The organism is Micromonospora lutea, assembly GCF_016863535.1.
GTDB classification, from domain to species: Bacteria; Actinomycetota; Actinomycetes; order Mycobacteriales; family Micromonosporaceae; genus Micromonospora; species Micromonospora lutea.
On sequence record NZ_BOPB01000009.1, the window covers coordinates 239383 to 261309 of the forward strand.

The 21927-nt window shown below is 72.5% G+C and carries 21 protein-coding genes and 1 riboswitch; of the genes, 5 read left to right on the forward strand and 16 right to left on the reverse strand.

Annotated features, from left to right (window positions below):
* Nucleotides 1-20 precede the first annotated feature (20 nt).
* Genes Vlu01_RS08870 through Vlu01_RS08880 form a run of 3 tightly spaced genes read right to left on the reverse strand, consistent with a single transcriptional unit; the run spans nt 21 to nt 2840 of the window.
* Nucleotides 21-1208: a saccharopine dehydrogenase family protein gene (locus tag Vlu01_RS08870; RefSeq protein ID WP_203996455.1), complete on the reverse strand. Its 1188-nt coding sequence runs from the start codon at nt 1206-1208 to the stop codon at nt 21-23.
* Between the two features lie 43 nt (nt 1209-1251).
* Nucleotides 1252-2406 (reverse strand): alcohol dehydrogenase catalytic domain-containing protein, encoded by a 1155-nt coding sequence (locus tag Vlu01_RS08875; protein ID WP_203996463.1) that lies wholly within the window; start codon nt 2404-2406, stop codon nt 1252-1254.
* Nucleotides 2403-2840, reverse strand: a complete 438-nt coding sequence (locus Vlu01_RS08880; RefSeq protein ID WP_373307320.1) for a hypothetical protein — start codon at nt 2838-2840, stop codon at nt 2403-2405. The genes Vlu01_RS08875 and Vlu01_RS08880 overlap by 4 nt, the downstream gene beginning before the upstream one ends.
* 237 nt (nt 2841-3077) lie before the next feature.
* Here Vlu01_RS08880 and Vlu01_RS08885 point away from each other — a divergent pair, with 237 nt between their 5' ends.
* Entirely contained in the window at nt 3078-5888 is a 2811-nt protein-coding gene (locus Vlu01_RS08885) for a winged helix-turn-helix domain-containing protein (RefSeq protein ID WP_203996466.1), read from the forward strand.
* On the opposite strand, the gene Vlu01_RS08890 is transcribed toward Vlu01_RS08885, so the two are convergent.
* The 4 genes from Vlu01_RS08890 to Vlu01_RS08905 all read right to left on the reverse strand — a co-directional run bounded on the left by Vlu01_RS08890 (nt 5881) and on the right by Vlu01_RS08905 (nt 8214).
* A complete protein-coding gene (locus Vlu01_RS08890; protein ID WP_203997069.1) occupies nt 5881-6444 on the reverse strand; it encodes a DsbA family protein in 564 nt (187 codons plus the stop codon). The two genes, Vlu01_RS08885 and Vlu01_RS08890, sit on opposite strands and share 8 nt — an antisense overlap.
* 79 nt (nt 6445-6523) lie before the next feature.
* Complete coding sequence (locus Vlu01_RS08895; protein ID WP_203996467.1) at nt 6524-7213, reverse strand: BON domain-containing protein; 690 nt, start codon at nt 7211-7213, stop codon at nt 6524-6526.
* A 246-nt stretch (nt 7214-7459) separates the two neighbouring features.
* The gene (locus tag Vlu01_RS08900; protein WP_203996468.1) at nt 7460-7873 is read right to left on the reverse strand and encodes a hypothetical protein; all 414 of its coding nucleotides are present in this window, start codon (nt 7871-7873) and stop codon (nt 7460-7462) included.
* Between the two features lie 191 nt (nt 7874-8064).
* Nucleotides 8065-8214, reverse strand: a complete 150-nt coding sequence (locus tag Vlu01_RS08905) for a hypothetical protein (RefSeq protein ID WP_203996469.1) — start codon at nt 8212-8214, stop codon at nt 8065-8067.
* A gap of 332 nt (nt 8215-8546) precedes the next feature.
* On the opposite strand from Vlu01_RS08905, the gene Vlu01_RS08910 reads away from it, so the two are divergent.
* Complete coding sequence (locus tag Vlu01_RS08910) at nt 8547-8912, forward strand: STAS domain-containing protein (protein WP_099850669.1); 366 nt, start codon at nt 8547-8549, stop codon at nt 8910-8912.
* A gap of 21 nt (nt 8913-8933) precedes the next feature.
* Here Vlu01_RS08910 and surE read toward each other — a convergent pair whose 3' ends face one another.
* The 6 genes from surE to Vlu01_RS08940 all read right to left on the reverse strand — a co-directional run bounded on the left by surE (nt 8934) and on the right by Vlu01_RS08940 (nt 16520).
* Nucleotides 8934-9797: a 5'/3'-nucleotidase SurE gene (gene surE, locus Vlu01_RS08915; protein ID WP_203996470.1), complete on the reverse strand. Its 864-nt coding sequence runs from the start codon at nt 9795-9797 to the stop codon at nt 8934-8936.
* A complete protein-coding gene (locus Vlu01_RS08920; protein ID WP_203996472.1) occupies nt 9794-10774 on the reverse strand; it encodes a 1-phosphofructokinase family hexose kinase in 981 nt (326 codons plus the stop codon). Before Vlu01_RS08920 ends, surE begins: the two co-directional genes overlap by 4 nt.
* Nucleotides 10775-10998: 224 nt before the next feature.
* The gene (locus Vlu01_RS08925) at nt 10999-12102 is read right to left on the reverse strand and encodes a coiled-coil domain-containing protein (protein ID WP_203996478.1); all 1104 of its coding nucleotides are present in this window, start codon (nt 12100-12102) and stop codon (nt 10999-11001) included.
* Between the two features lie 4 nt (nt 12103-12106).
* Nucleotides 12107-12238: riboswitch (cyclic di-AMP (ydaO/yuaA leader) on the reverse strand.
* Between the two features lie 148 nt (nt 12239-12386).
* Nucleotides 12387-13304: a cation diffusion facilitator family transporter gene (locus Vlu01_RS08930; protein WP_203996479.1), complete on the reverse strand. Its 918-nt coding sequence runs from the start codon at nt 13302-13304 to the stop codon at nt 12387-12389.
* Nucleotides 13305-13393: 89 nt separating this feature from the next.
* Nucleotides 13394-15508: a HelD family protein gene (locus tag Vlu01_RS08935; RefSeq protein WP_203996480.1), complete on the reverse strand. Its 2115-nt coding sequence runs from the start codon at nt 15506-15508 to the stop codon at nt 13394-13396.
* Between the two features lie 88 nt (nt 15509-15596).
* Complete coding sequence (locus Vlu01_RS08940) at nt 15597-16520, reverse strand: alpha/beta fold hydrolase (RefSeq protein WP_203996481.1); 924 nt, start codon at nt 16518-16520, stop codon at nt 15597-15599.
* A 149-nt stretch (nt 16521-16669) separates the two neighbouring features.
* Between Vlu01_RS08940 and Vlu01_RS08945 the strand changes: the two genes are divergently transcribed.
* The gene (locus Vlu01_RS08945) at nt 16670-17332 is read left to right on the forward strand and encodes a carbonic anhydrase (RefSeq protein ID WP_203996483.1); all 663 of its coding nucleotides are present in this window, start codon (nt 16670-16672) and stop codon (nt 17330-17332) included.
* Nucleotides 17333-17415: 83 nt separating this feature from the next.
* Here Vlu01_RS08945 and Vlu01_RS08950 read toward each other — a convergent pair whose 3' ends face one another.
* Complete coding sequence (locus Vlu01_RS08950) at nt 17416-17745, reverse strand: hypothetical protein (RefSeq protein WP_203996485.1); 330 nt, start codon at nt 17743-17745, stop codon at nt 17416-17418.
* Nucleotides 17746-18051: 306 nt separating this feature from the next.
* On the opposite strand from Vlu01_RS08950, the gene Vlu01_RS08955 reads away from it, so the two are divergent.
* Both Vlu01_RS08955 and Vlu01_RS08960 read left to right on the forward strand, forming a co-directional pair.
* Entirely contained in the window at nt 18052-18543 is a 492-nt protein-coding gene (locus tag Vlu01_RS08955) for a DUF3145 domain-containing protein (protein ID WP_203996487.1), read from the forward strand.
* Between the two features lie 47 nt (nt 18544-18590).
* On the forward strand, nt 18591-20324 hold the full coding sequence (locus Vlu01_RS08960) for a glycoside hydrolase family 3 protein (RefSeq protein ID WP_203996488.1): 1734 nt from the start codon (nt 18591-18593) through the stop codon (nt 20322-20324).
* 94 nt (nt 20325-20418) lie between these two features.
* Here the strand turns inward: Vlu01_RS08960 and fabF are convergent, their stop codons facing one another.
* Both fabF and Vlu01_RS08970 read right to left on the reverse strand, forming a co-directional pair.
* Nucleotides 20419-21645 carry a beta-ketoacyl-ACP synthase II gene (fabF, locus tag Vlu01_RS08965; RefSeq protein WP_203996490.1) on the reverse strand — a complete coding sequence of 409 codons (1227 nt, stop codon included), beginning with the start codon at nt 21643-21645 and terminating at the stop codon, nt 20419-20421.
* Between the two features lie 2 nt (nt 21646-21647).
* A complete protein-coding gene (locus tag Vlu01_RS08970; RefSeq protein WP_007072348.1) occupies nt 21648-21887 on the reverse strand; it encodes an acyl carrier protein in 240 nt (79 codons plus the stop codon).
* Nucleotides 21888-21927: the final 40 nt, after the last annotated feature.

Here is a 21927-nt window from a genome sequence, read left to right on the forward strand (position 1 = left end):
CCCCTCGACCTGGTCGAGGGTCAAGCCACCGACTGCTCCTTCAGCACCCGGAAGGTGATGCCGGCGGCGGTGAGCCGGTGCAGCAGCGCGTCGCCCATCGCGGTGACCGGTGTGACCTGGCCGGAGGTGGCCGGCAGATCGTCGCAGGCCAGGCAGAGCGCGGACTCGGCGAGCATCTTCGCGGTCTCGTCGTAGCCGGGGTCGCCGCCGGCCACCTCCGTCACCACGCGTCGTCCACCTCCGACGCCGACGAACCGCACCGAGAACCACGACTTCGCCCGCTGCTCGGCGCTCGGTCCCTGCCCGGAGGCGAGCCGGCCGAGCAGCCAGCGTCGGGTCGGCGGCAGCTTCACCAGCCCCAGCACGGCACCGAGCCCCGCACCGGCGGCCAGCACCGTGGGCAGCCGCCGTACCGCCGCGAAGTGCCGGTAGCGGAAATCCGGGCCGTACTCGGGGCGGGCCGCCGCCGAGCGGCGGACCACCTGCGGGTCGATGGTCGGCAGCGGTACCGCCCAGACGGGCAGGTCCCGCGAGCGGCCCAGTCGGCCCGGCACGGCCCGGACCCGACGGTCGGCCGGGCGGGGTTCGGCGGCCCGGCGTTCGCGGGCGGCGCGCGACGCCTCGCCGGTACGCGCGAAGGCGGTCAACGCCGAGTGGTACGTGCCGGCGGAGAACCGTCCGCCGGCCCGCACGTACCCGTCGACCGTGATGGCGGAGTCGGCCGGGAGGCGTTTGATCGTGAACCAGACCCCGAGATCGTGGGGGATCGAGTCGAAGCCGCAGGCGTGCACCAGCCGCGCGCCGGTGCGTACCGCCTCGGTGTGGTGGCGTAGGTACACCCGGTCGACGAACTCCGGCTCACCGGTGATGTCGAGGTAGTCGGTGCCGGCGGCGGCGCAGGCGGCCACCAGCGGCTCTCCATGGTGGACGTACGGGCCGACGGTGCTGGCCACCACCCGGGCGTCGTCGGCCACCGCACGCAGCGAGGCCGGGTCGGTGACGTCGGCGGTGAGCAGCGGCAACCCGGCCAGCGCCGGCTCGATCGTGGCCAGCTGGTCCCGGACCGCGGCCAGCTTTTCCGGGTTGCGCCCAGCGATCGCCCAGCGCAGCCCCGGTGGCGCGTGCCGGGCCAGGTAGCGAGCGGTGAGCCCGCCGGTGAACCCGGTCGCCCCGAACAACACCACGTCGTACGACCGTTGAGCAGCCATCCCGCGATCATGCCACCGTCGTCGCCGATCCGCCCGGCGCTGGTCAGGGTGGGGTGAACACCGCGCGCAGGCACTCGTCGGGCCGGTCCCGGAACAACGCGTACCCCTCGGCGGCCCGGTCCAGCGGGAAGTGGTGTGTGGCCAGGTGCTCGGTACGCAGCTCGTCGCGGGCCATCCGGTCCAGCAGCATGGGGATGTGGCGTTGGCCGTGCTGGCGTCCGCCGCGCACGGTCAGCCCCTTGTGCACGACGGTGCCGGCCGGGAACGCGTCGACGTGGCGGGCACCGTTGTTGAGGACGAACACGGTGCCACCCTTGCGGCACGCGTACACCGCCTCCCGGACCGCCTCCGGCAACCGGGCACGGCCGGTGAACCGGTCGGCGAGTGACAGGTGTTCACCGGCGGGCCCGCCGACCGCCTCGACACACACGTCCGGTCCCCGTCCACCGCTGAACTCCCGCAGTTGCGCGGTGACGTCGGTGTCCCGCCGGTCGATGGTCTCCACGCCGACGTGCTGCCGTGCCATCAGCAGCCGCGCGGGGTGCCGGTCGACGACGACCACCCGTTCGGCGCCCAGCAGCCAGGCCGCCCGGGCGGCCAACTGACCCACCGCGCCCGCACCCCACACGGCCACCACGTCACCGGGACGCACCTCGCCCGCCTCGGCACCCAGCCAGCCGGCCGGTGCGGCGTCCGAGGCGAACACGGCCCGGTCGTCGCCCACCGACTCCGGTACCGGAAACGCCCCGACGTCCGCGTACGGCACCCGGACGTACTCGGCGTGGCTGCCGGCGAAGCCCCCTGCGGCCCGAGGCTGGCCGAAACAGCCCGCCACCGGGTGACCCCACTGCGCCTCGTTGCCGACCGGATCGGTGCTGCCGTTGTCGCAGCACGACGGCAACCCTCGCCGGCAGTACCAGCAGGCACCGCAGGCCACCGACGCGCAGACCACCACTCGGTCGCCGACCCGGTGCCGGCGTACTCCCGCGCCCACCTCGACCACGTCGCCGAGGAACTCGTGGCCGAGCACGTCACCGGGGGCCAGACCTGGCACCTGCCCGGTGAGCAACGGCAGGTCGGCACCGCAGGTGGCGCTGCGCCGCACCCGGACGATCACATCGTGGTCGTTGCGCAGTTCCGGATCGGGCACCTGACAGACGGTCAACTCGCCGCCGGCGGTCCAGCACAACGCTCTCACCGCGGCGACCCCTCCGACGGCGACCCGGTGGCGGCGATCGGCACCACCGGCCCACGCTCGCCGGGAGTACGGTCGGCGCGAAGCACCTCACCGGTCTCGGCGAGCTGCTTGACCTGCCACAACGTTCGTCGTACCAGCAGGCCGGGGTCGTCACCCAGCAGGTGCGCGGAGAGTCCGGGCCAGACGGCGTGTGGTCGTACCCGGGCCGCCAGTTCGGTGCCCCGACCGCCCGGTGCACGCGCCACCGCGACCTCGACGGCGCCGTCGAGACGGCGGAGTGGCTCCGGCCAGACCGCCGACGGCAGCACCTGCTCCGGTGACCGGTCGACCGTGACCACCTGCCACCGTCCCGGACATCCGGCGCGCCGGGCCCGATGCCGGGTGACGACGGTACGCGCGACCCCGGCCACCGCCACCCCGAGGGCGCCGGCCAATGCGGCAACTGTCCCGACCCGTCCCACTCGTACCTCCGACCTCCGCTGGCCCTCCCCTTCCACCGAACCGCGCGGAGGGGTGACCGGGTGGAATCCGCGGCGCGTTCGTCCAGCTCAGCGCCATCGTCGTCGCCGGTTGGGTGAACCCGGGTCCCCCGGAAGGGGTGAACCGCCGCGGGTCGGGTAACCGCCCGCCGCAGGATCGGGGAGGAAGACGCGTCCGTGGGGGTGGGCCGGATGCCGGATGACCACAGCGCCGTCCGGGCCGACGCGGCGGCCCGGGTGCCGGGCGGCCCGCCCCTGCTGGCCTCCCGGCTGACGCCCGCCGTGCCGCCCGAACCGATGGTCCTCCGGCCTCGGCTGGCCCGGTTGCTCGACGAGGCGGTGACCCGCCCGGCCACCCTGCTCCGGGCACCGGCCGGCTGGGGCAAGACCACCCTGCTCGCCACCTGGTGGCGGACTCGGCAGGACGCCGACCCGCAGGCCCCGACGCCGGCCTGGGTGTCGGTCGAGGCGGGTGACGACCCGGACCGTCTCTGGGCGTACCTCGGTGCGGCGCTGGGCGCCGTCCTGGACCCGGCGGAGACACCGCTGCCTGACCGGGCACCGCGTCCGGACGAACTGGAGGTCCTTGCCGCGGCCCTGGCCGCCCGGGAACGGCCGGTGGTGCTGGTCGTGGACGATCTGGACCGGATCACCGAACCGGCGGCGCTGACCGGGCTGGAGTTCCTGCTGCGCCACAGTGAGCAGCGGCTTCGCCTGGTGGCGGCGGGACGGACCGGACCACCCCTGGCAGTACACCGGCTGTGGCTGGCTGGGGAGTTGACCGAGATCGGCCCGGACGACCTGGCTTTCACCGGCGACGAGATCGCCGACCTGCTCACCGCAGACGGCGTGGCGGTACCGGCCGCCGCCGTCACCCGGCTGCGACAGCGGACCGGGGGGTGGGCAGCGGTGTTGCGGATCGCCGCGCTGACCCTGCGCGACCAGGCTGACCCGGAGCGCTGGATCGCCGAACTCGGTGCCGACCAGCCGGAGATCGCCGGCTACCTGCGGGCGGAGCCGCTGGCCGGGCTGCCGCCGGCGGACCGGGAGTTGCTGTGCCGGGCGGCGATCGTCGACGCCGTCTGCGCTGGTCTGGCCGCCGCACTCAGCGGCGACGCGGACGCCGGGGAGCGCCTGAACACCCTTGCCGACGACCGCGGCCTGCTCCACCGCGACGGCAGCCGGCCGGTCTGGTACCGGTGCCATCCCCTCCTGGCCGACCTGCTGCACCGGGAACTGGTCCGACTACCCGGGGAGGAGCTTCGCGACCTGCACCTGCGGGCATCGGGTTGGTACGCCGACAACGGTCGGCCGGCCGACGCGTTGCGCCACGCCCTCGTCGCCGGCGACTGGACGGCCGCCACCGACCTGTTCGTGATCCGATGGCCGGAACTGGTGCCCTACGAACGGCCGGCGGCCATCGGACCGGCACCCGCGCCGCCTCCACCGGAGGCGGTGAGCCGGGACCCCGAACTCGCGTTGGCCTGCGCCGCCGAACGGGCCCTCGACGGCGACGCCGACGCGGCGGCGGCGTACCTGCGACTGGCCATCGGGCACACCCGACGGCTGCCGCAACCGCGCCGGTCCCGCTTCGGCCGGCTGGCCGCCGTGCTCGAACTCACCCTGGCCCGGCTGGCCGGCGACCCGCAGACCGTACGCTCCGCCGCCGATCGCCTGCTCGCCACCAGCGATGGACGCCCGGCGGGTACCCCGCAGTCCGTCCGCCCGGAGGCGTCGTCCGACGCGGTGCCCTCCGAGATCGCGTCGTCTGGCGGCAGTGGTGTCGCGGGGACGCGCGGCCAAGCGGGTGAGGACGCCGACGTGCGGGCGGTGGCCGGCACCGCGCTGGCCCTGCTCGCCCTGGACGACGGCGATCTGACCGAGGCGGCGACCGGTTTCCGGGGAGCGCTGGTGGCTGCCCGGCAGGCGACACGTCCCCGCACCGAACTGGTCTGTGCCAGCCGATGGTCCCTGGTGACGGCGCTGCGTGGCGAGCTGCGCGCCGCCGAGGAGGCGGCCCGTGCGGCGCTGGCCCTGCCGGCCTGTCAGGGCTGGGCGGCGCTGCTCCACTGCGGGTACGCGCAGCTGGCACTGGCGGTCGTGGCGCTGCACCGGAACCAGCCGGTGGAGGCCGAAGCACATCTGGGGCTGGCCGCGCCAGCCGACGGTGAGCCCGTCGCCGCTGCGGTCGCCGGTTGGTGCCGCGCGTACCTGCGCCACGACGAGGGGGATCTCAGCGTCGGCCACCGACTGCTGGTCGAAGCGCGCGCCGGATGGGGTGCGCGTGGCGGTGAGCTGGGCTCGTGGCTGCGCGCCGCCGAGTTGGACCTGCACAGTGCCCGGGGTGACGTGCAGACCGCCCGGGAACTGGCCGGTGCGTGGCCGGCGGCGGACTCGCCGACCGTCGCGGCGGTGCCCCTGGCCGTCGCGGCGGCCCGAACCGAACTACGGGCCGGTGACCCCCGGGCCGCCGATCGTCTGCTGCCGGACTGGACCGCCGCACCGGCGGCCGACTGGCCGCTCCCGGTACGCCTGGACGCCGCGTTGCTGGCCACGGTGCTGGCCCTCCGGGCCGATGACGACCGCCGGGCGGGCCGGCTGCTGGAGCAGGCGCTCGACCTGGCCGCACCCGAGGGCTTGCGTCGCCCGTTCCTGCGGGCCGAGCCGGGACTGCGCGAGTTGCTCGCCGCCCACCTCGACTCCGGCACCGCCCACTGGCCACTGGTGAGTGACCTGGTACGCGCCGTCGACGCGTCGGCCGGCCCGGCGGGTGGTACGGGTACCGCCGACGCGACGGTGCCACCACTGGACGAGCCGCTCACCGAACGGGAGCTGACGATCCTGCGTTACCTGCAGAGCATCCTGTCCAACGTGGAGATCGCCGCTGAACTGTCGGTCTCCGTCAACACCGTCAAGACCCACGTACGCAACATCTACCGCAAACTCGACGCCACCCGCCGCCGCGACGCCGTCCGCCGCGCCCGCCAACTCCACCTCATCTAGTGCGGTGTCCAGGAACGTTGGCGGCATCGATGGCGGCCAGCAGAGTGGGTGGGTTGAAGTCGCCGTCGTGACGGACGTCGTTGACGAAGAGGGTGGGGGTGGCGTCCACCCCGCTGCGCACGGCGCTGACGAAGTCGTGCCGGATCCGGTCGCTGTGGGCGTGCTGTCCGATCTCCGTCTCCACCTCGTCGGCGGGCAGGCCGAGTTGCTCGACACCGAGCGTCAGGTGCACCGGGTCCAACTGGTCTTGGTGTTCGTAGAGCCAGTCGTGCATCTCCCAGAAGCGGCCCCGCCGTGCGGCGGCCTCGGCGGCCTCGGCGGCCCGTTCGGCGTACGGGTGCATGTTGGTGATCGGGAAGTGGCGGTAGACGTGCCGGACCTGGTCGCCGCGTTGCCGCAGCACCTCCGTCAGGTTGGCGTGGGCGAGGCCACAGAAGGGGCACTGGAAGTCGCCGTACTCGACGATCGTCACGGGTGCGTCGAGCGCCCCACGGATGTGGTCGTGTTCCGTGACGGGTGTGCGCAGTCGTGCGGTGACCTGCAGGGGCGTCGTCAGCCGATCGGTCATACCCCCCAGCCTCGGACCGGGTCGGGTGAGCGTGGCTCACCCGACCCGGGTGGTTTCCGGGGTCGACTCAGCGGAGCACCGGGGCGACCGCGATGTGGTTCTGCACCTCGCGGATGCCGGGGGCGGACCAGACCACCCGTTCCACCTCGGCGCGTTCGGGCATCGAGTGCACCAACCCGCCGAGCAGCACCGTGTCGCCGTGTACGCGTACTGTCACCTGCTCCGCTTCGGTGGCGCGGTTGCGGGCCAGCGCGTCGACGATGTGCCGGGCCAGGAGGACGCCGTCCGGGCGTACCGAGGGTCGGACGGTCATGCCGTTGCTGACCCCGCGTACGCCGTTCAACTGGCCGACGGCCTGCTCGGCGGCGCGGCGCTGGTACTCCCACTCGACCTCACCGTGCAGGGTGACCCAGCCCTGGGAGACCGTCACGTCGAGCGCGTCGACCGGCACGAACGCCTGCCACTGCAGCGCGTGCTGGACCGCGGCGGCGATCTCCGGGTCGGTACGTTCGGCACCGGTCACCAGCCGCACCGCGAGGTCGTTGGCGACCGCCCGTACCTGGGTGACCCGGTGCGCGGCGCGCTCGGCTGCCCACTTCTTGGCGTAGCTGTCCACCCGCCCGGTCAGCGTCACCACGCCCTCGGTGACGATCACCCCGATCTCGTGCGGTCGGACCCGGGGCTCCCAGTCGAGTTCGTCCAGCACCGCGGACCGGATGTCCTCGTCGGTGCGATTGATCGTCGAGATAGTGGCCATCGGTCGACTCCCTTCTCGCCAGGGTGGCGGACCGGCACGCCGGTCCGCGCCGCGCCGTCGCGGCGCGGCGCATGCACCCCACCGCCGCGGGCGTGGGTACGCCCGCGGCGCGGCGTGGGTCGGCAACCGGGTCCGCGTGACCGAGCCTGGTGACCGTCCGGGTGAATCGGCCTCATCCGCATCGGACGAGGGGCGGCGATCCGCCCGCCCTCCCCGGTCGGTGAGGGCCCGTCGTCACGGGGAGCGTCAGGTGGCGGGACTGGTCGGGTCGGCGGGGGAGTCGGGCCGGTCCACGTCGACGAATTCGATGTCCTCCAGGGCCTGGTCACGGCTCCCGGCGGCGCGCGCGGCGGTGCCGGCTGCCCAGCCGATCGCGGCACCGACCAGAGCGGCACCGATCAGCAACGTCCAGGGCAGTGCCGGCCGGCGTCCGGCGAGCGCGTCGAAGGCGAGGCCGGCGCGGTGACGGGCCTCCTCGGCGGCCGACTCGACCAGGTCACCGGCGTCTCCGGCAAGGCCGGCGGAGCTGTGGCGGGCGGTGCGGGCGGTGTCGCGGATGCTGTCGCCCGCGTTGTTCACCGCCGAGACGAGGTGTTGCCACGCCTGGTCCGCGATCCGCTCCGGCTTGCTGCGGCGCTCCAGCAGATTGGTTCCGAACATGGTGATTTCCTCCTCGGCATTGCCGGAGCCGGTGCACGCATCAGATGTCGGGAGCGTTGTCCGGCTGGCGGCGCTTGGCATCCGAGGCTGTGCCCGTACCGGCCCGGCCGCAAACCCGACACTCGGCCCCCGACGCGAGGCGCCGACGGGTATCCGCCGCGTGGTCCGGACCGATCGTTCCGGACCGGGGGTCAGCGGGCGACGACTGCCACCGCTGCCGCGCGGGCGAAGTCGTCGTCATCGTCATCGTCGTCGTCACCGTCGCCGCCGCCGAACCCGCAGGCCAGCAGAAGGGCGAGCAGAGCACTGACACCGGCGAGCGCGGCGAGTCGACGGATCATGATCGTCCTCCGGTCATTGACGTCACTCGTGATGCTAGGCACACCATGCCATGAACACGCGGCGAGCGCAGGTCAGGCCGAGTTCGTGGGCCACGCCGGCAGGGTTGGGATGCGGCGGGGGTGGCGGCAGCCCGCTACTCTGGTTCGACGGCGTCGGCGGTGCTGTGCGCCGAGAAAAGGTCAATAAAGTTTGGATATGGGCGATTTTCCACGCCCGGATCCGTGAATTGCTCATCCCGAGGGGTGGCGACCGAGGCCGTTGAAGGAATACTGTCGGTCGCGGCCCGCGTACTGATGAGGCGCCCGTCGTACGGGCGAGTGGAGGTGCTCGCGTGAGCCTGTCGATCCTGCAGACGGTTCGGCCTGGTGGTGTCATCGAGATCGCCCCGCGAGGGGAGATCGACGTCGACACCGCGTACGAGGTTAAAGAGGCCATCGCCGAAGTGCTGGCCAAGGGACGTCCGGCCCGGATCGAGCTCAACATGCGGCTGGTCACCTTCATCGACTCCGTCGGCATCAGCGCCATGGTCGCCGGCTTCCAGACCGCCGAGGTCAGCGGGGTGAAGCTGGTCGTCACCGAGCCGAGCCGGTTCGTGCACCGGCAGCTCTGGGTGACCGGCCTGCTCGGCCTCTTCGGCGCGCCCGAGCCCTACTACGCCGGTGCCGCCACGGCACCCGAGGTGCTGCCCGGGGCCTGACCGTGGCGACGTCTGGCCTGGTCAGTCCACGCCAAGGCCGGTCAGGTCCACGTCGCCGGTCAGGTCCACGTCGAGGCCGGTCAGGTCCACGTCGGTCGCCTCGGTGACCGCCCGGACGGCCGTCACCGAGGCGTAGCCCTCGGCCAGCAGCGCCAGGTCGGTGCCGGGCTGCACCGTCTGGCCCGGCTCCTCCAACGAGGTACGGACGAAGCCGTGCCCGGCTTCGGCGACCGTCATCTGCACCTGGCCGAAGGTGGCCAGGGCGGCGCGGCGCACCCCGCGCAGTCGACCGAGCGGCAGGTCCGGCGAGTTGACGTTCAGCACGCTCTCCGTGGGCCCGGCGGTCAGCCGGGGCAGCAGATCCAGGGCGACCTGGGCGGCGGTGGCCCAGTTCCGTTCGGCGTCGCGTACCCGGGCGGCGGCCGCCACCGCGGCGCCGCCGCTGACCGTGGTGGCCTCACCGACGGAGAGCACGTCCAGCGACACCGCCATTGCCCGGCAGCCGTTCGCCGCAGCGGTGAAAGCGGCCCCCACGGTGCCGGAGTGCAGCACCGCGCGCCCCGCGTTGGCGCCCCGGTTGATCCCTGACAGCAGCACCGACGGCGGCGGTCCGAAGGCACCGTGTACGGCGATGAGCGCGATGAAGCCGGGTGAGCCACCGACGCCGTACGCCGGCACCCCGTCGAGTTCCGGCAACGGGTGGTCGTGGACCACCACCTGTCCGTCCTGCTCCATGGCGCTCATCGCGGCGCTGGTGCCGCTCGCCTCCTCCAGCGGGGCGGCCACCACCACGTCCAGGCCACGGTCGACGGCCGCTCGGGCGAGCGCCTGGATGCCCGGTGCGGCGATCCCGTCGTCGTTGGTGATCAACACCCGTAGTGTCATCGGCCACCCACCCGCTGCGCCAGTTCGTCCGGGGTGGTGCGCTCCTGAGGCCGGCTGCCCGCCGGTTCCAGCCGGACCCGGTCGACCAGGCCGTTGATCGAGTCAAATCGGCCGGTACCGAGACCGTGCCGGGTGACGTTCAGCGCGCCGGCCGCCGCGCCGGTACGGATCGCCGTGCGGACGTCGCCACCTCTGGCCACCACGGCGGCGACGCCGGCCGTCATCGAGTCACCCGCCCCGCGTGGGTCGGCCGCCTCCAGGCGTGGCATCAGCACCTCGAACACCTCGCCGTCGATCAGCGCCAACGCGGGCTGGTCGGCCCGGCTGACCACCACGTTCTCCGCGCCGGAGGCGTGCAGGTCGTACATCGCGCGGGTGAGCTGGTCCTCGTCGTCGCCGTCCGTCCGCCCGTCGGCGATCAGCTCCTCGTGGCTGATCTTGAGGAAGAAGACCCCGCTCTCCAGGACGGCGGTGAGGTGCTCGCCGCAGAGGTCCACCACCACCCGGCCGCCGTTGGCACCGAGATCGGCGGCGAAGCGCCGGTAGAGGTCGGCGGGGACCAGTGACGGATGGTTTGGCCCGCTCAACACGCTCACCGGCGCCCGCAGTCCCTCGCCGAGCGCGAGGTTGTACAACTCGTCGAGCTCGTGCCGGCTCAATGGCTGGCCAGTCACGTCGACCACCTCCCGCCGGGTGCCCTCGCGGCGGTCGTGCACGTACCCGCCGGTACCGCCGGAGTCGCGTGCCACCACCTTGAGGTCGACCCCCTCGCTGACCAGCAACGGCTCCAGTACCTGCCCGACCTCGCCGCCGAGCGCCGCGCAGAGCACCACGTCGACGCCGAGTGACCGCGCCATCCGCGCCTGCCAGACTCCCTGCCCACCCGGGTGCAGGTGCAGTTCCGGCACGTCGCTCGGCTGGTCGATGGTGACGGTCAGCAGCGGGGTGGGGGCGAAGATCATGACGTGGCCGCTCATGACCGGACTCCGCAGTCCGTACCGCCGTCGAGCCTGGTGAGTCGCTCGTTGCCTGCGATCATGGATGTTCCTCCCGTTAGCGGACAAACGCCGCTTCCTGGTACGACGGTAACCAAGGGGACGCGTCGGCGCGTCGAAGGCACGGTGCCCCACCAACGGACGGCGAAAACACGACGCCGGGTGAACCGCCCGTGCAGAGCGGTTCACCCGGCGCGACGAGGAACTCAGTACACCGACAGGTGAACGTGGTTGGTGTGGTCGCTGGACGGGTCACCCCGAGCGCCGCTGTACGACTTCCAGCCGCTGCTGGGCAGCCAGATCTGCCTGTACCAGATCACATAGAGCACGGCGAGCCGGTCGGCGTTGTTCACGAAGTACGCCGCCAGGTTGTTGCCGTAGGTCCGGTCGCCGCCGGTCGCGTCTCCACCGAAGCCGTTCTTCTGGGCTGCGAAGTCACAGGCCCGGCCCTTCGGGTGCTCGCCGGAGCCGCCGGAGCGGAAGCAGGAGACGTATCGGGTGAAACCCGCCGACTTGGCCTGCTTCAGCGCGTGCAGGGTGCGTGGCGTGATGCAGCCGTTGGCCGGGGTGGGGTCGTTGACGCTGCACGACTCGGCGGGCCACGACCCGTCGGAGTTGCGGGGGGCGGGCTTGGCGGTGGGGCTGGACCCGCCGCTGCGCGACGGTGACCGGGCGGCCCGCTCGGCGGCCTCGGCCCGCTCGGCCGCCTTGTCCCGTTCGACGGCCACGGTCAACGCCCGCTCGGCCTGGTCCTTGCGCTTGGCCATCACGGCCACCTGCTTGCGCTGTTCCCGGATCTCCACATCCAGGGCCTGCTTGGTGGCGCTGACCTCGTCCCGGGCGATCTGGAGCTGGCGCAGCGCGCGGTCGGAGTTGGCGGCGACCGCGTCCAGTGCCGCCGCCCGGTCCATGAAACCGCTCGGCGATCCGCTGTTGAGCAGTGCCGACGCGGCACCCAGCCGCCCCGTGCGGTACGCCTGCGCAGCGATCTCGGCGACCTTGGTGCCACGCTCGGTGACCTGGACCTCGGTCGTCTTGAGCTGCTCGGCGAGCTGCTTCTGACGCTTGACCGAGCGGTCGAGCGCGGTCTTGGCGTCGAGGTAACCCTTGCTGGCGGCCTCCAGCTGGTTCCGGAGTGCCGGAGTGCCGCCCTCGTCGTCCACCTCGTCCGGGGCCGCCGCCCGTACCGGCTGCGGTGCCGCGGTGGCCGGGGTGAAGGGGGCCAGCGCAGCGCCGAGGGTGAGGGCGAGCGCGGCGGCGATCAGGGCCGCCGTACGGGCGGCCGGTCTTACCGTTGCCACTGCTGGCATGCATACGTCCTTCCGTCAGCCGCCGACCGGGTTAGCTGACGGGTTCGGGACGGAAGATCCCTACCGCTGACGCGGATACACCCCAGGAACATGGTTCCCCGGTTCGCCCTGGCGGGCGATTAGGCGGCGGCCGCCGCCGGCACCGGTGGGTGCCGCCTGGCGGAGGCCGGGTCCGAGCCTACCGGTGCCCCTGGGACCGGTGCAGCTGCTGTTACTCCTGGTGTTCAGTTGTTGACTAGTAGAACAGACAAAAACGGACATCAGGTGAATTTAGGGATTGTTCGTCACCACCGCACCGCCCCGCAATTCCCAGGATCTGATCGCGGCTCGATCTGGAGGGTCGCGTGCTCGATCTGGAAGTCCTCATGCAGCGCCGTGCGGGCCGCTGCCAGCACGGCGCCGACGTCGGCACCGTGGGTGATGGTCAGGTGTGCGGAGGCGACCTCCATCCCGGAGGTCAACGTCCAGACGTGCAGGTCGTGTACGCCGGCGACCCCGGGCACCGTGGCCAGCCGGTCGTGCACCGCGGTGACCTGAAGGTGTTCCGGTGCGGCCTGGACCAGGATGCGCACCGCCGCCCGCCCCAGACGCCACGTGCGGGGCAGGATGAACCCGGCGATCGCGACCGCCACCAGCGGATCGGCCCACCACCAGCCGGTTGCGGCGATCAGCAGGGCGGCCGCGATCACGCCCAACGAGCCGAGCAGGTCGCCCAGCACCTCCAGGTAGGCCCCGCGCAGGTTGATGCTCTCCCGCGCCCCCGGGCGCAGGAGGGCGAAGGCGGTGATGTTGGCGAGCAGGCCGAGGGTCGCCACCACCAGTACCGGGCCAGTGAGCACCTCGGGCGGATCGTCGAACCGGCGGGCCGCCTCGACCAGCACGTACACCGCGACGCCGCAGAGCAGCACGGCATTGGCCAGGGCCGCGAGCACCTCCAGCCGGTAGAGCCCGAACGTGCGTTGCGGATCTGTGTTGGCCCGACGGGTGGCGGCGACGGCCGCGAGGGCCATCCCGATGCCCAGCACGTCGGTGAACATGTGTCCGGCGTCGGAGAGCAGGGCCAACGAACCGGTCCGCAGAGCGGTCACTGCCTCGATCACCATCAGCGTGCTGAGCAGGGCGAACGCTGCCCACAGCCGGCCGGAGTGGCGGTGTGCGGCGTTCGAGACCGCAGCGTGGTGGTGGTCATGGCCGGAGCCCACCCAGACACCTTGCGTCGTCTGTCAGGCCGGAGACGTATCTATGCCAACATCGCTATGTGTGCAATCGTCGGTGGGTTCGGCGCTCGATCTCAGCCGATCGGATCGAGAGTGGTCAACCGCTGGGTGGCCCGGGACAGTGCGACGTAGAGGGTACGGACGCCGGAGCCCGGCTCCGCCCGGATCTCGCTCGGGGCGACCAGCACCACACCGTCGTACTCCATGCCCTTGGCCTCCAGGCTGGTCACCACCTGCAGCCGCTCCCCGCCGACCGCCCCCAGCCACGCCGCGACCTGATCCCGCCGTGGCACCGGGGTGATCACGCCGACGGTCCCCTCGACCTCGCCGAGCAGGGCGCTGGCGGCCGTGACGACAGTGGTCTCCAACTCCGACATCGGCACCACGAGCTGGACCGGATCGATCCCGGTGGAACGGACCGCGGTGGGCAAGGCGAGATCCGGGTAGGCCCGCCGGATCTCGGCCGCCGCCACCGCGAAGATCTCCGCCGAGTTGCGGTAGTTCGTGGTCAAGGTGAACCGGTGCCGCCGACGGCGACCCAGCGCCTGGTCGCGGGCCCGAGCCAGTTCCTCCGGATCCCCCGTCCACGCGGTCTGTGCCGGGTCACCCACCACCGTCCAGGACGCCAGCCGCCCGCGCCGGCCCACCATCCGCCACTGCATCGGTGAGACATCCTGGGACTCGTCGACCACCAGGTGGGCGTAGTCGCGGTAGTCCTCCGGACGTTCCCGGGCAGCCTGTCGGGCGGCCCGCTGCCGCTCGCCGAAGGTGCTCAGCTCACGCACCCCGCCGGCCAACTGGAACGGGTCCCGCTTCCGCCGGGCGGGGCGCATCGGCTTGCCGAGCAGTGCGTCCAACTCGTCCAGCAGCGCGACGTCGGCGACGGACAGACCCTCCGTGGCCAGCCCCTGGTACGCCGTACCGAGCAGCCGGATCTCGGCACCGGAGAGGATGCCCCCGCCGTACCGGCGTAGCCGCTGCGGATCGGCCAGCCAGGCGAGCACGTGACGCGGGTGCAGCCGTGGCCACCACGCCTTCAGGAAGTCGCGGAAGTCCGTCCGGTCGATCAGCTCGTCCTCGAAGACGCGCTGCTCGGGCAGCCCGGTGATGCCGAGTCGGCGGACCTGTGACCAGAGGGCGGCGAGCACGCCGTCGAAGCCGGCCCGACGCACCTCGTTGCGGCGGGCGCCGCGGGGCAGGGCACGATTGCGGATGGCATCCAGCTCGGCCCGCTCCAGCCGCAGCAACGTGCCCCGGTACAGCAGACGCAGCTCGGTGGGGGAGTCGGGCACCGAGTCCCGGGCCGCCCGCTCCAGCACCCGACGCATCCGCAGGGAACCCTTGACCGCGGCGACCTCGGGCGGGTCGGTACGGGTGGCTACCACTCCGGGGAACAGGCTGCCCAGCGAGTGCAGGGTGGCGGTGTCCTCGCCCAGCGACGGCAGCACCGAGGCGATGTACTCGACGAAGACCGAGGAGGGGCCGATCACCAGGATGCCGCCTCCGGCGTACCGGCTGCGGTCGGCGTAGAGCAGGTACGCCGCGCGGTGCAGTGCCACCGCCGTCTTGCCGGTGCCCGGACCTCCGGATACGAGGGTCACCCCCGAGCTGGGGGAGCGGATCGCCTCGTCCTGCTCGCGCTGGATGGTGGCCACGATGTCCCGCATGCCGCGACCGGTGGTGCGGGACAGGGTGGCCAGCAGCGCACCGTCGCCGACCACCGGCATGTCCGGTGGGGCGGCGTCCGGGTCCAGCAGATCATCCTCGATCCGGACGACCCGCTCACCGCTCGACTGGATCGTCCGACGCCGGACGACACCGAGCGGCTCGGCCGGGGTCGCCTGGTAGAACGCGGCAGCGGCCGGGGCCCGCCAGTCCACCACCAGCGTGTTGGCGTCCTCGTCGCGGATACCGAGTCGCCCGACATAGAGGGTCTGCCCGTCCCGCAGATCGAGCCGGCCGAAGACCAGCCCCTCGTACTCGGCGTCGAGCAGGTGGCGTCGCTGCGCGGCGTGGAAGACCATCGCGTCCCGTTCGACCAGCGCACCGAAGTTGCCGACCCGGGCGAGTCGGTAGCCATCCCGTTCCGCGCGCACCGCCGATCGACGTAGCTCGGCCAGTCGTGCGTACACCCGGTCGAGATGCCGTTGCTCGGCGGCGATCTCCTGATCCAGGGTGCTCTGATCCACCGCTCGTTCTCCTCGTGACGCCGCCCGGCCAACCGCACGAGATTACGCCCCACGCCCGAGAGCCAGTCCGCCGGATCTTCGCGGGAGGTCAGCCGGGGACGCGTCGCCGAGCCGGGAGGGCGGCCAGGACCCGGCGCAACACGCCCGCCAGGGCGGCGTTGACCTCCTCCGGCCGCTCCATCATCAGCATGTGCCCGGCACCCGGGCAGACGGTCAACTCGGTGGCTGGAAGGGCGGCGGCGATCGACTCCGCACAGGGCGGCGGGGTGAGCCGGTCCCGGTCGCCGACCAGCGCCGCCGCCGGTAGGTGAGCCAGCGCGGAGAGCGTGGCCAGCCGGTGCTGGGTGCCGATCGAGGCCCGGAACCCGCCGATCGACCGCAACGAGGCACGGGCCACCGCCGAGGTGACCAGCCGAATGTCCGTGGGGTCGCAACGGTCCCCGAAGAGCATCCAACGGATGCTCGGACGTAGCGCGCGCAGCAGGGCCCGGGGCGGTCGCCAGGCGCCACAGCGGGCGAGAACCCCGGCTCCGGTGGTCTCGGCCAGCCGGATGATCCGGGCGATCCGGGGAGACAGGCCGTAGACGGTGTGGGTGTGCCCCTCGGCGGTGGTGGAGACGAAGACCAGACCGGCGATGCGGTGCGAGAAGTGTTCCGGGTGGCGGTGCGCGTACTCCATGATCGTCATGCCGCCCATCGAGTGGCCGACCAGCACCACCGGTCCGGTCGGAGCCACCGTGTCCAGCACCTCGGCCAGGTCGTCACCCAGTTGGGCCAGGGTGGCCGTGGGCAGGGCCATACAGCTGGACCGGCCGTGCCCTCGCGCGTCGTAGGTGAGCACCCGGACCGAGCCGAAGGTCTCCTGGATGGCGGCCAGTTGACGGTGCCAGCTGCGCCCGTCCAGGGTCCAGCCGTGCAGCAGCACGACCGTCACCTCGGCGTCGATCGGGCCGACGGTCTCCACGTGCAGGCGTACGTCGTCACCCAGCCGTACCTCAGTCGGCTCCGGCATCGCCACCTCCCCAGGCCGCACGGATGCGTAACACCGGGAATACCCGGTGGTAACACCGGCTACCCGTCATGACAACACGCGAACCGGGGTGTTGAGAAGATCTCGTCGATCGGCCTCCGCCGGGGCGACGGCGCGGCCAGGCTGAAAAGGTGGCATCCACGGATGGCGTACCCGCCAGCGCCGCGCTCGCCGGCCAGGCGCGCGGGGGCACCCCGCGCGCGGCCCTGACCGAACTGCTCGCCGGCAACCGGCGTTTCGTCAGCGGGCAGCCGATGCACGGCCACGACGTGAGCGCGGCGGCCGCGACCGCCTCCGGCGACCAGCAGCCGTACGCCGTGGTGCTGGGCTGCATCGATTCGCGGGTGCCGTTGGAGGCGATCTTCGATCAGACGTTCGGCTCGATCTGCGTGATCCGTACCGGGGCGCACGTGCTGGACCGGGCGGTGCTGGGCTCGATCGAGTACGTGGTCGAGGTGCTGGGTGTGCCGCTCGTGATGGTGCTGGGTCACGAGCGGTGCGGGGCGGTGCGGGCGACGGTCGACTCGCTCCGGGCCGACCGGCGTCCGCAGGGCGCGCTGGCCCATCTGGTCGACCGGATCGCGCCGGCGGTCGTCGAGGTGGGGGTGGACGATCCGCAGGTGCTGCCGGTGGCGGTCCGCCGGCACGTGGCCCGCACCGTGACCGCGCTGCGTGCCGACCCGCGACTGGCGCCGCAGGTCGCCGCCGGCCGGGTCGCAGTCGCCGGAGCCCTCTACGACCTGGTCAGCGGCGAGGTCGCCCTGCTCGACCCGCCGGAAACGGGAATCGCGTGAAGCCGGAAACAGCGAACGCCCGCCGGGTGCGACCCGACGGGCGTTCACAGGTGGTACGGAGAGAGCGTGCTGCCCTCGACCGATCAGGCCTCGAAGACGCCGGCCTCGACCAGGCGCTTCTCGGTGGCGTCCCAACCGTCGCCCGGGTGGGCGGCGTTGAGACCGACGAGCTCGGCACGGATCTTGGTGGCGTGGCCGGCGGCGGCCAGCACCCGGATCTCCTCGATGAACGCCTCGGAGTCGGTGCGCAGGTGCGCCGTCCGGCCGTTGGTGAGGTTCCGTACGTAGGCGTGCTTGCCGCCGTTGAGCGGAATCACGTACTTGAACTCGCCCAGCACGCTGAGGGCGCCACCCTGGCCAGCCTGGCCGGCCCGGACTGACGCGCGCGCGGTCTTAGAGGTGTTGCTCGCCACGGAGGTACTCCTTGCAAGACGTACGGAGGACGGAACGTCCGGGGGCTGTTGCGGGCGCCGTCAAAGGCGAGACCCGCGGAGGCTTACGCGGCACAGGCCGCCGATGGAACTGTACACGACCCACGATGCCCGCTGGTCATCGCGGCGTCACGAGGTGGAACCGCGGTCACCTGTCCGGTTATTTCCGGACGGCGGATTTTCCGATTCCCTGGCGTACCATCCGTCACACCAGTCATCATGTGTTCCACAAGCCCGGGTCGGGCGAGGTCGTAGGGGAAGACGCACCTCGCACTCCGGGAGGTCACCGTGCCAACGCGTGGCGTCGTATACGTCCATTCGACCCCGCTCGCCGTGTGCTCACACGTCGAGTGGGCGATCGCGCGCGTCCTCGTCGCGCCGGTCAACCTGCAGTGGACGGCTCAACCCGTCGACCCCGGCGCCCGTCGGGCCGAGTGTGGGTGGTCCGGTAGCCCGGGAACGGGTGCCGAACTGGCCGCTGCCCTCCGGCAGTGGCCCATGATCCGTTTCGAGGTCACCGAGGAGCCCAGTCCGGGCGTCGACGGTGAGCGGTTCATGCACGTGCCGGGCCGGGGCCTGTTCCGGGCGACCGTCGGTGCCGCGGGGGACATCCAGATCGGCGAGGACCGGTTGCGCAGCATCATGGCCGCCGCGCGGGCACCGGAGGCCCTCGCGCACGCCCTCGACAAGGCGCTCGGCACCGCCTGGGACGCGGAACTGGAGCCGTACCGCCACGCCGGGGACGGCGCACCGGTGACCCTGCTCACCCGGGTCGGGTAGGCCGCCTGAGCAGGGTCGAGTTGCCCGGTACGCGGTGAACTGGTGGGATGGTCCGCGTGTCGACTACCCCTCGGCGCGTCGCCACGCTCGTCCTGGTGACCGCCCTGCTCGTCGCCGGCTGTTCCGGGGCTGGCCAACGCCCCGGGACGAGCCCCACCGCCTCGACCCCGGTGACGAAGCCCGCGCCGCCGTCGAGCGCCCCGCCCGAGGATCCGGCCACCCTGGCCGCTGCCCTCGTCGCCGAACTCGCCGACGAGGACCTGGTCGGCCAGGTGCTCATGCCGTACGCCTACGGCGACCAGGCGACGAAGGTGTCGGCCGGTTCGGCGGCCGGCAACCAGGCGCTGGCCGGGGTGGACACACCCGCCGAGATGGTCGAGAAGTACCGGCTCGGTGGGCTGATCCTGGTGGGCTTCAGCGCCGACGACCCCACCCAGGCCAACCAGGAGACCACCAACGTCGACAACCCGAAGCAGGTCCGCAAGCTGACCACCGGGTTGCGTGAGGCCGCCGGGCGGCTGTCCGCGGGCGCGGCGCCCTTCCTGATCGGCACCGACCAGGAGTACGGGGTGGTCACCCGGATCACCGACGGGGTCACCATGCTGCCCAGCGCGCTCGGCGCCGGAGCCGCCGGTAAGCCGGATCTGACCGAGGCCGCCTGGCGCGCCGCCGGCACCGAACTGGCCGCCATGGGCATCAACGTCGACTTCGCGCCGGTGGCCGACGTGCTGGTGACCCGCAGCACCGTGATCGGGTCCCGCTCGTTCGGCGCGGATCCCCAGCGGGCCGCCGACCAGGTCGGTGGCGCGGTACGCGGGCTGCAGACCGCCGGCGTGGCGGCCACTCTCAAGCACTTCCCGGGCCACGGTCACAGCGCCGTCGACTCGCACAAGGATCTGCCGCAGCTCGTCCAGTCCCGCAGCAAGTTGGCAGCCGAGGCGTGGCCGCCGTTCACCGCCGGGATCGAGGCCGGCGCGTTGGCGGTGATGTCCGCGCACCTCGACGTGCGCTCGGTCGACCCGGGTGTGGCGGCCACCTTCTCCTACAAGCTGCTCACCGAGGTGCTGCGTGGGGAACTCGGCTTCCAGGGAGTGGTGATCACCGACGGGATGAACATGCCGCCGGCCCGCCGCTACTCTCCGGGTGAGGCGGCGGTACGGGCGCTGAAGGCGGGCAACGACGTGATCCTCATGCCCCCGCACGTCGGGCAGGCGTACGACGGACTGCTGGCCGCGTTGCGTGACGGCACACTGCCCCGGAGCCGGCTGGTCGAGGCGGTCACCCGCGTGCTGACCATGAAGTTCACCCTCGGCGACACACCCGCGCCGGAGCTGTCCACGCTGGGCGCCCCGGCGCACCGCGCGGCGGCCACGGCGCTGGCTGCCGGCGCGGTGACCGTGCTGCGCGGCCGGTGCGACACCACCGGTGTCCGCGGCCCGGTCACCGTCACCTCGTCGGGCGGGCGGGCGCACACCCGGGCGGCGTTGACCGAGGCGCTGACCTCGGCCGGGGTGAAGGTGGCGCCCCGCGGTGGCACCGTCGTCCACCTGGTCGGCTACGGAGACGGCGCGAAGGACCTGCGGGCCGACGCGGCGGTCACCGTCGCCATGGACACCCCGTACCTGCTGGCCTCGGCCAGGTCGGCCACCCTGCTGGCCACCTACTCGTCCAGCCGAGCCTCGATGACCGCGCTCGCCGACGTGCTCGCCGGTAAGACCCGCCCGACGGGTCGCTCCCCGGTCAAGGTGACCGGGCTGCCCGCGACCACCTGCGCGGACTGACCAGCCCGACCGGCCCCGCGAACCGAACCGGGGCCCGGCGGGCGGGTGTCGGGAAACCCGCAGCGGTCAGGGCGTTCCCGACACCCGTGCCGGCTCAGGGCCGGGTGAAGACCAGCGCCACGTTGTGACCGCCGAAGCCGAACGAGTTGTTCAGCGCGGCGGGCACGTCCATGTGCCGTGCCTTGTTGGCTGCCACGTCCAGCGTGAGACTGTCGTCCGGGTCGTCCAGGTTGATCGTCGGCGGTACCACGCTGTCGCGGATCGTCAGGATGGTGGCGATCGACTCCAGCGCCCCGGCAGCGCCGAGCAGGTGACCGGACATGGACTTGGTGGCGGTGAGCACCGGGTGGTCGCCCAGCGCGACCCGCAACGCGGTGATCTCCGCGAGGTCGCCCACCGGGGTCGAGGTGGCGTGCGCGTTGACGTGGACGATGTCGGACTTCGCCACGTCCGCGTCCGAGATCGCCTTCGCGATCGCCCGGATCGCGCCGGCACCCTCCGGGTGCGGCTGGACGATGTCGAAGCCGTCGGAGGTGATGCCCGAACCGGCGAGCCGGGCGTACACCCGGGCGCCCCGGGCGACGGCGTGTTCGGCGCGCTCCAGCACGACGACGCCGGCGCCCTCGCCGATCACGAAGCCGTCGCGGCCCTTGTCCCACGGGCGGGAGGCCCGCTCGGGATCGTCGTTGCGGGTCGACATCGCCCGCATCGAGGAGAAACCGGCGAGGGGCAACGGGTGGATGACCGCCTCGGTGCCGCCGGCCACCACCACGTCGGCGCGGCCGGCACGGATCATGTCCAGTCCGAGGGCGATCGCCTCCGCGCCGGTGGCGCAGGCACTGGCGACCGAGTGCACGCCCGCGCGGGCGCCCAGTTCCAGACCGACCCACGCGGCCGGACCGTTCGGCATCAGCATCGGAATGGTGTGCGGCGAGACCCGCCGCGGGCCGGACGCCTCCAGGATGTCGTCCTGGGCGAGCAGGGTCAGCGCCCCGCCGATACCCGACCCGATGCTCACGCCGAGCCGCTCCGGGTCGAGCCCGGAGTCGGCCAGGCCGGAGTCGCCCCAGGCCTGGTGGGCGGCGATCAGGGCGATCGCCTCGGAGCGGTCCAACCGGCGCAGCTTGACCCGGTCGAGCAGACCGGACGGTTCGACCGCGAGTTGGGCGGCGATCCGGACCGGCAGTTGCGCGGCCCACTCCTGGGTGAGCGGACTCACCCCGGAGCGGCCGGCGAGCATGGCGTCCCAGGTCGACGCGACGTCCCCGCCCAGCGGGGTGGTCGCGCCGAGCCCGGTGACGACGACGTCGATGCGACTCATGATCAGGACTGTGCCTCGATGTAGCTCACGGCGTCCCCGACCGTCTTGAGGTTCTGTACCTCGTTGTCAGGGATCTTGACGCCGAACTTCTCCTCGGCGGCGACCACGACCTCCACCATGGAGAGCGAGTCGACGTCAAGGTCGTCGGTGAAGGACTTCCCCTCGGCCACGTCGTCCGGGTTCACCCCGGCAACCTCTTCGAGGATCTCGGCGAGGCCGGCGGTGATCTCGTCACGGGTCATTGCGGTGGGTTCCTCTCATCGGGTTCTCTCGACGGGGCGG

What these genes read in the sequence shown, in the direction of transcription:
- Vlu01_RS08870 (WP_203996455.1), bottom strand. Translation starts at nt 1,208, where the DNA reads ATGGCTGCTCAACGGTCGTACGACGTGGTGTTGTTCGGGGCGACCGGG.
- Vlu01_RS08900 (WP_203996468.1), bottom strand. Translation starts at nt 7,873, where the DNA reads ATGTTCGGAACCAATCTGCTGGAGCGCCGCAGCAAGCCGGAGCGGATC.
- Vlu01_RS08970 (WP_007072348.1), bottom strand. Translation starts at nt 21,887, where the DNA reads ATGACCCGTGACGAGATCACCGCCGGCCTCGCCGAGATCCTCGAAGAG.
- Vlu01_RS08920 (WP_203996472.1), bottom strand. Translation starts at nt 10,774, where the DNA reads ATGAGCGGCCACGTCATGATCTTCGCCCCCACCCCGCTGCTGACCGTC.
- Vlu01_RS08960 (WP_203996488.1), top strand. Translation starts at nt 18,591, where the DNA reads ATGGTCCGCGTGTCGACTACCCCTCGGCGCGTCGCCACGCTCGTCCTG.
- Vlu01_RS08885 (WP_203996466.1), top strand. Translation starts at nt 3,078, where the DNA reads ATGCCGGATGACCACAGCGCCGTCCGGGCCGACGCGGCGGCCCGGGTG.
- Vlu01_RS08925 (WP_203996478.1), bottom strand. Translation starts at nt 12,102, where the DNA reads ATGCCAGCAGTGGCAACGGTAAGACCGGCCGCCCGTACGGCGGCCCTG.
- Vlu01_RS08895 (WP_203996467.1), bottom strand. Translation starts at nt 7,213, where the DNA reads ATGGCCACTATCTCGACGATCAATCGCACCGACGAGGACATCCGGTCC.
- Vlu01_RS08905 (WP_203996469.1), bottom strand. Translation starts at nt 8,214, where the DNA reads ATGATCCGTCGACTCGCCGCGCTCGCCGGTGTCAGTGCTCTGCTCGCC.
- surE (WP_203996470.1), bottom strand. Translation starts at nt 9,797, where the DNA reads ATGACACTACGGGTGTTGATCACCAACGACGACGGGATCGCCGCACCG.
- fabF (WP_203996490.1), bottom strand. Translation starts at nt 21,645, where the DNA reads ATGAGTCGCATCGACGTCGTCGTCACCGGGCTCGGCGCGACCACCCCG.
- Vlu01_RS08940 (WP_203996481.1), bottom strand. Translation starts at nt 16,520, where the DNA reads ATGCCGGAGCCGACTGAGGTACGGCTGGGTGACGACGTACGCCTGCAC.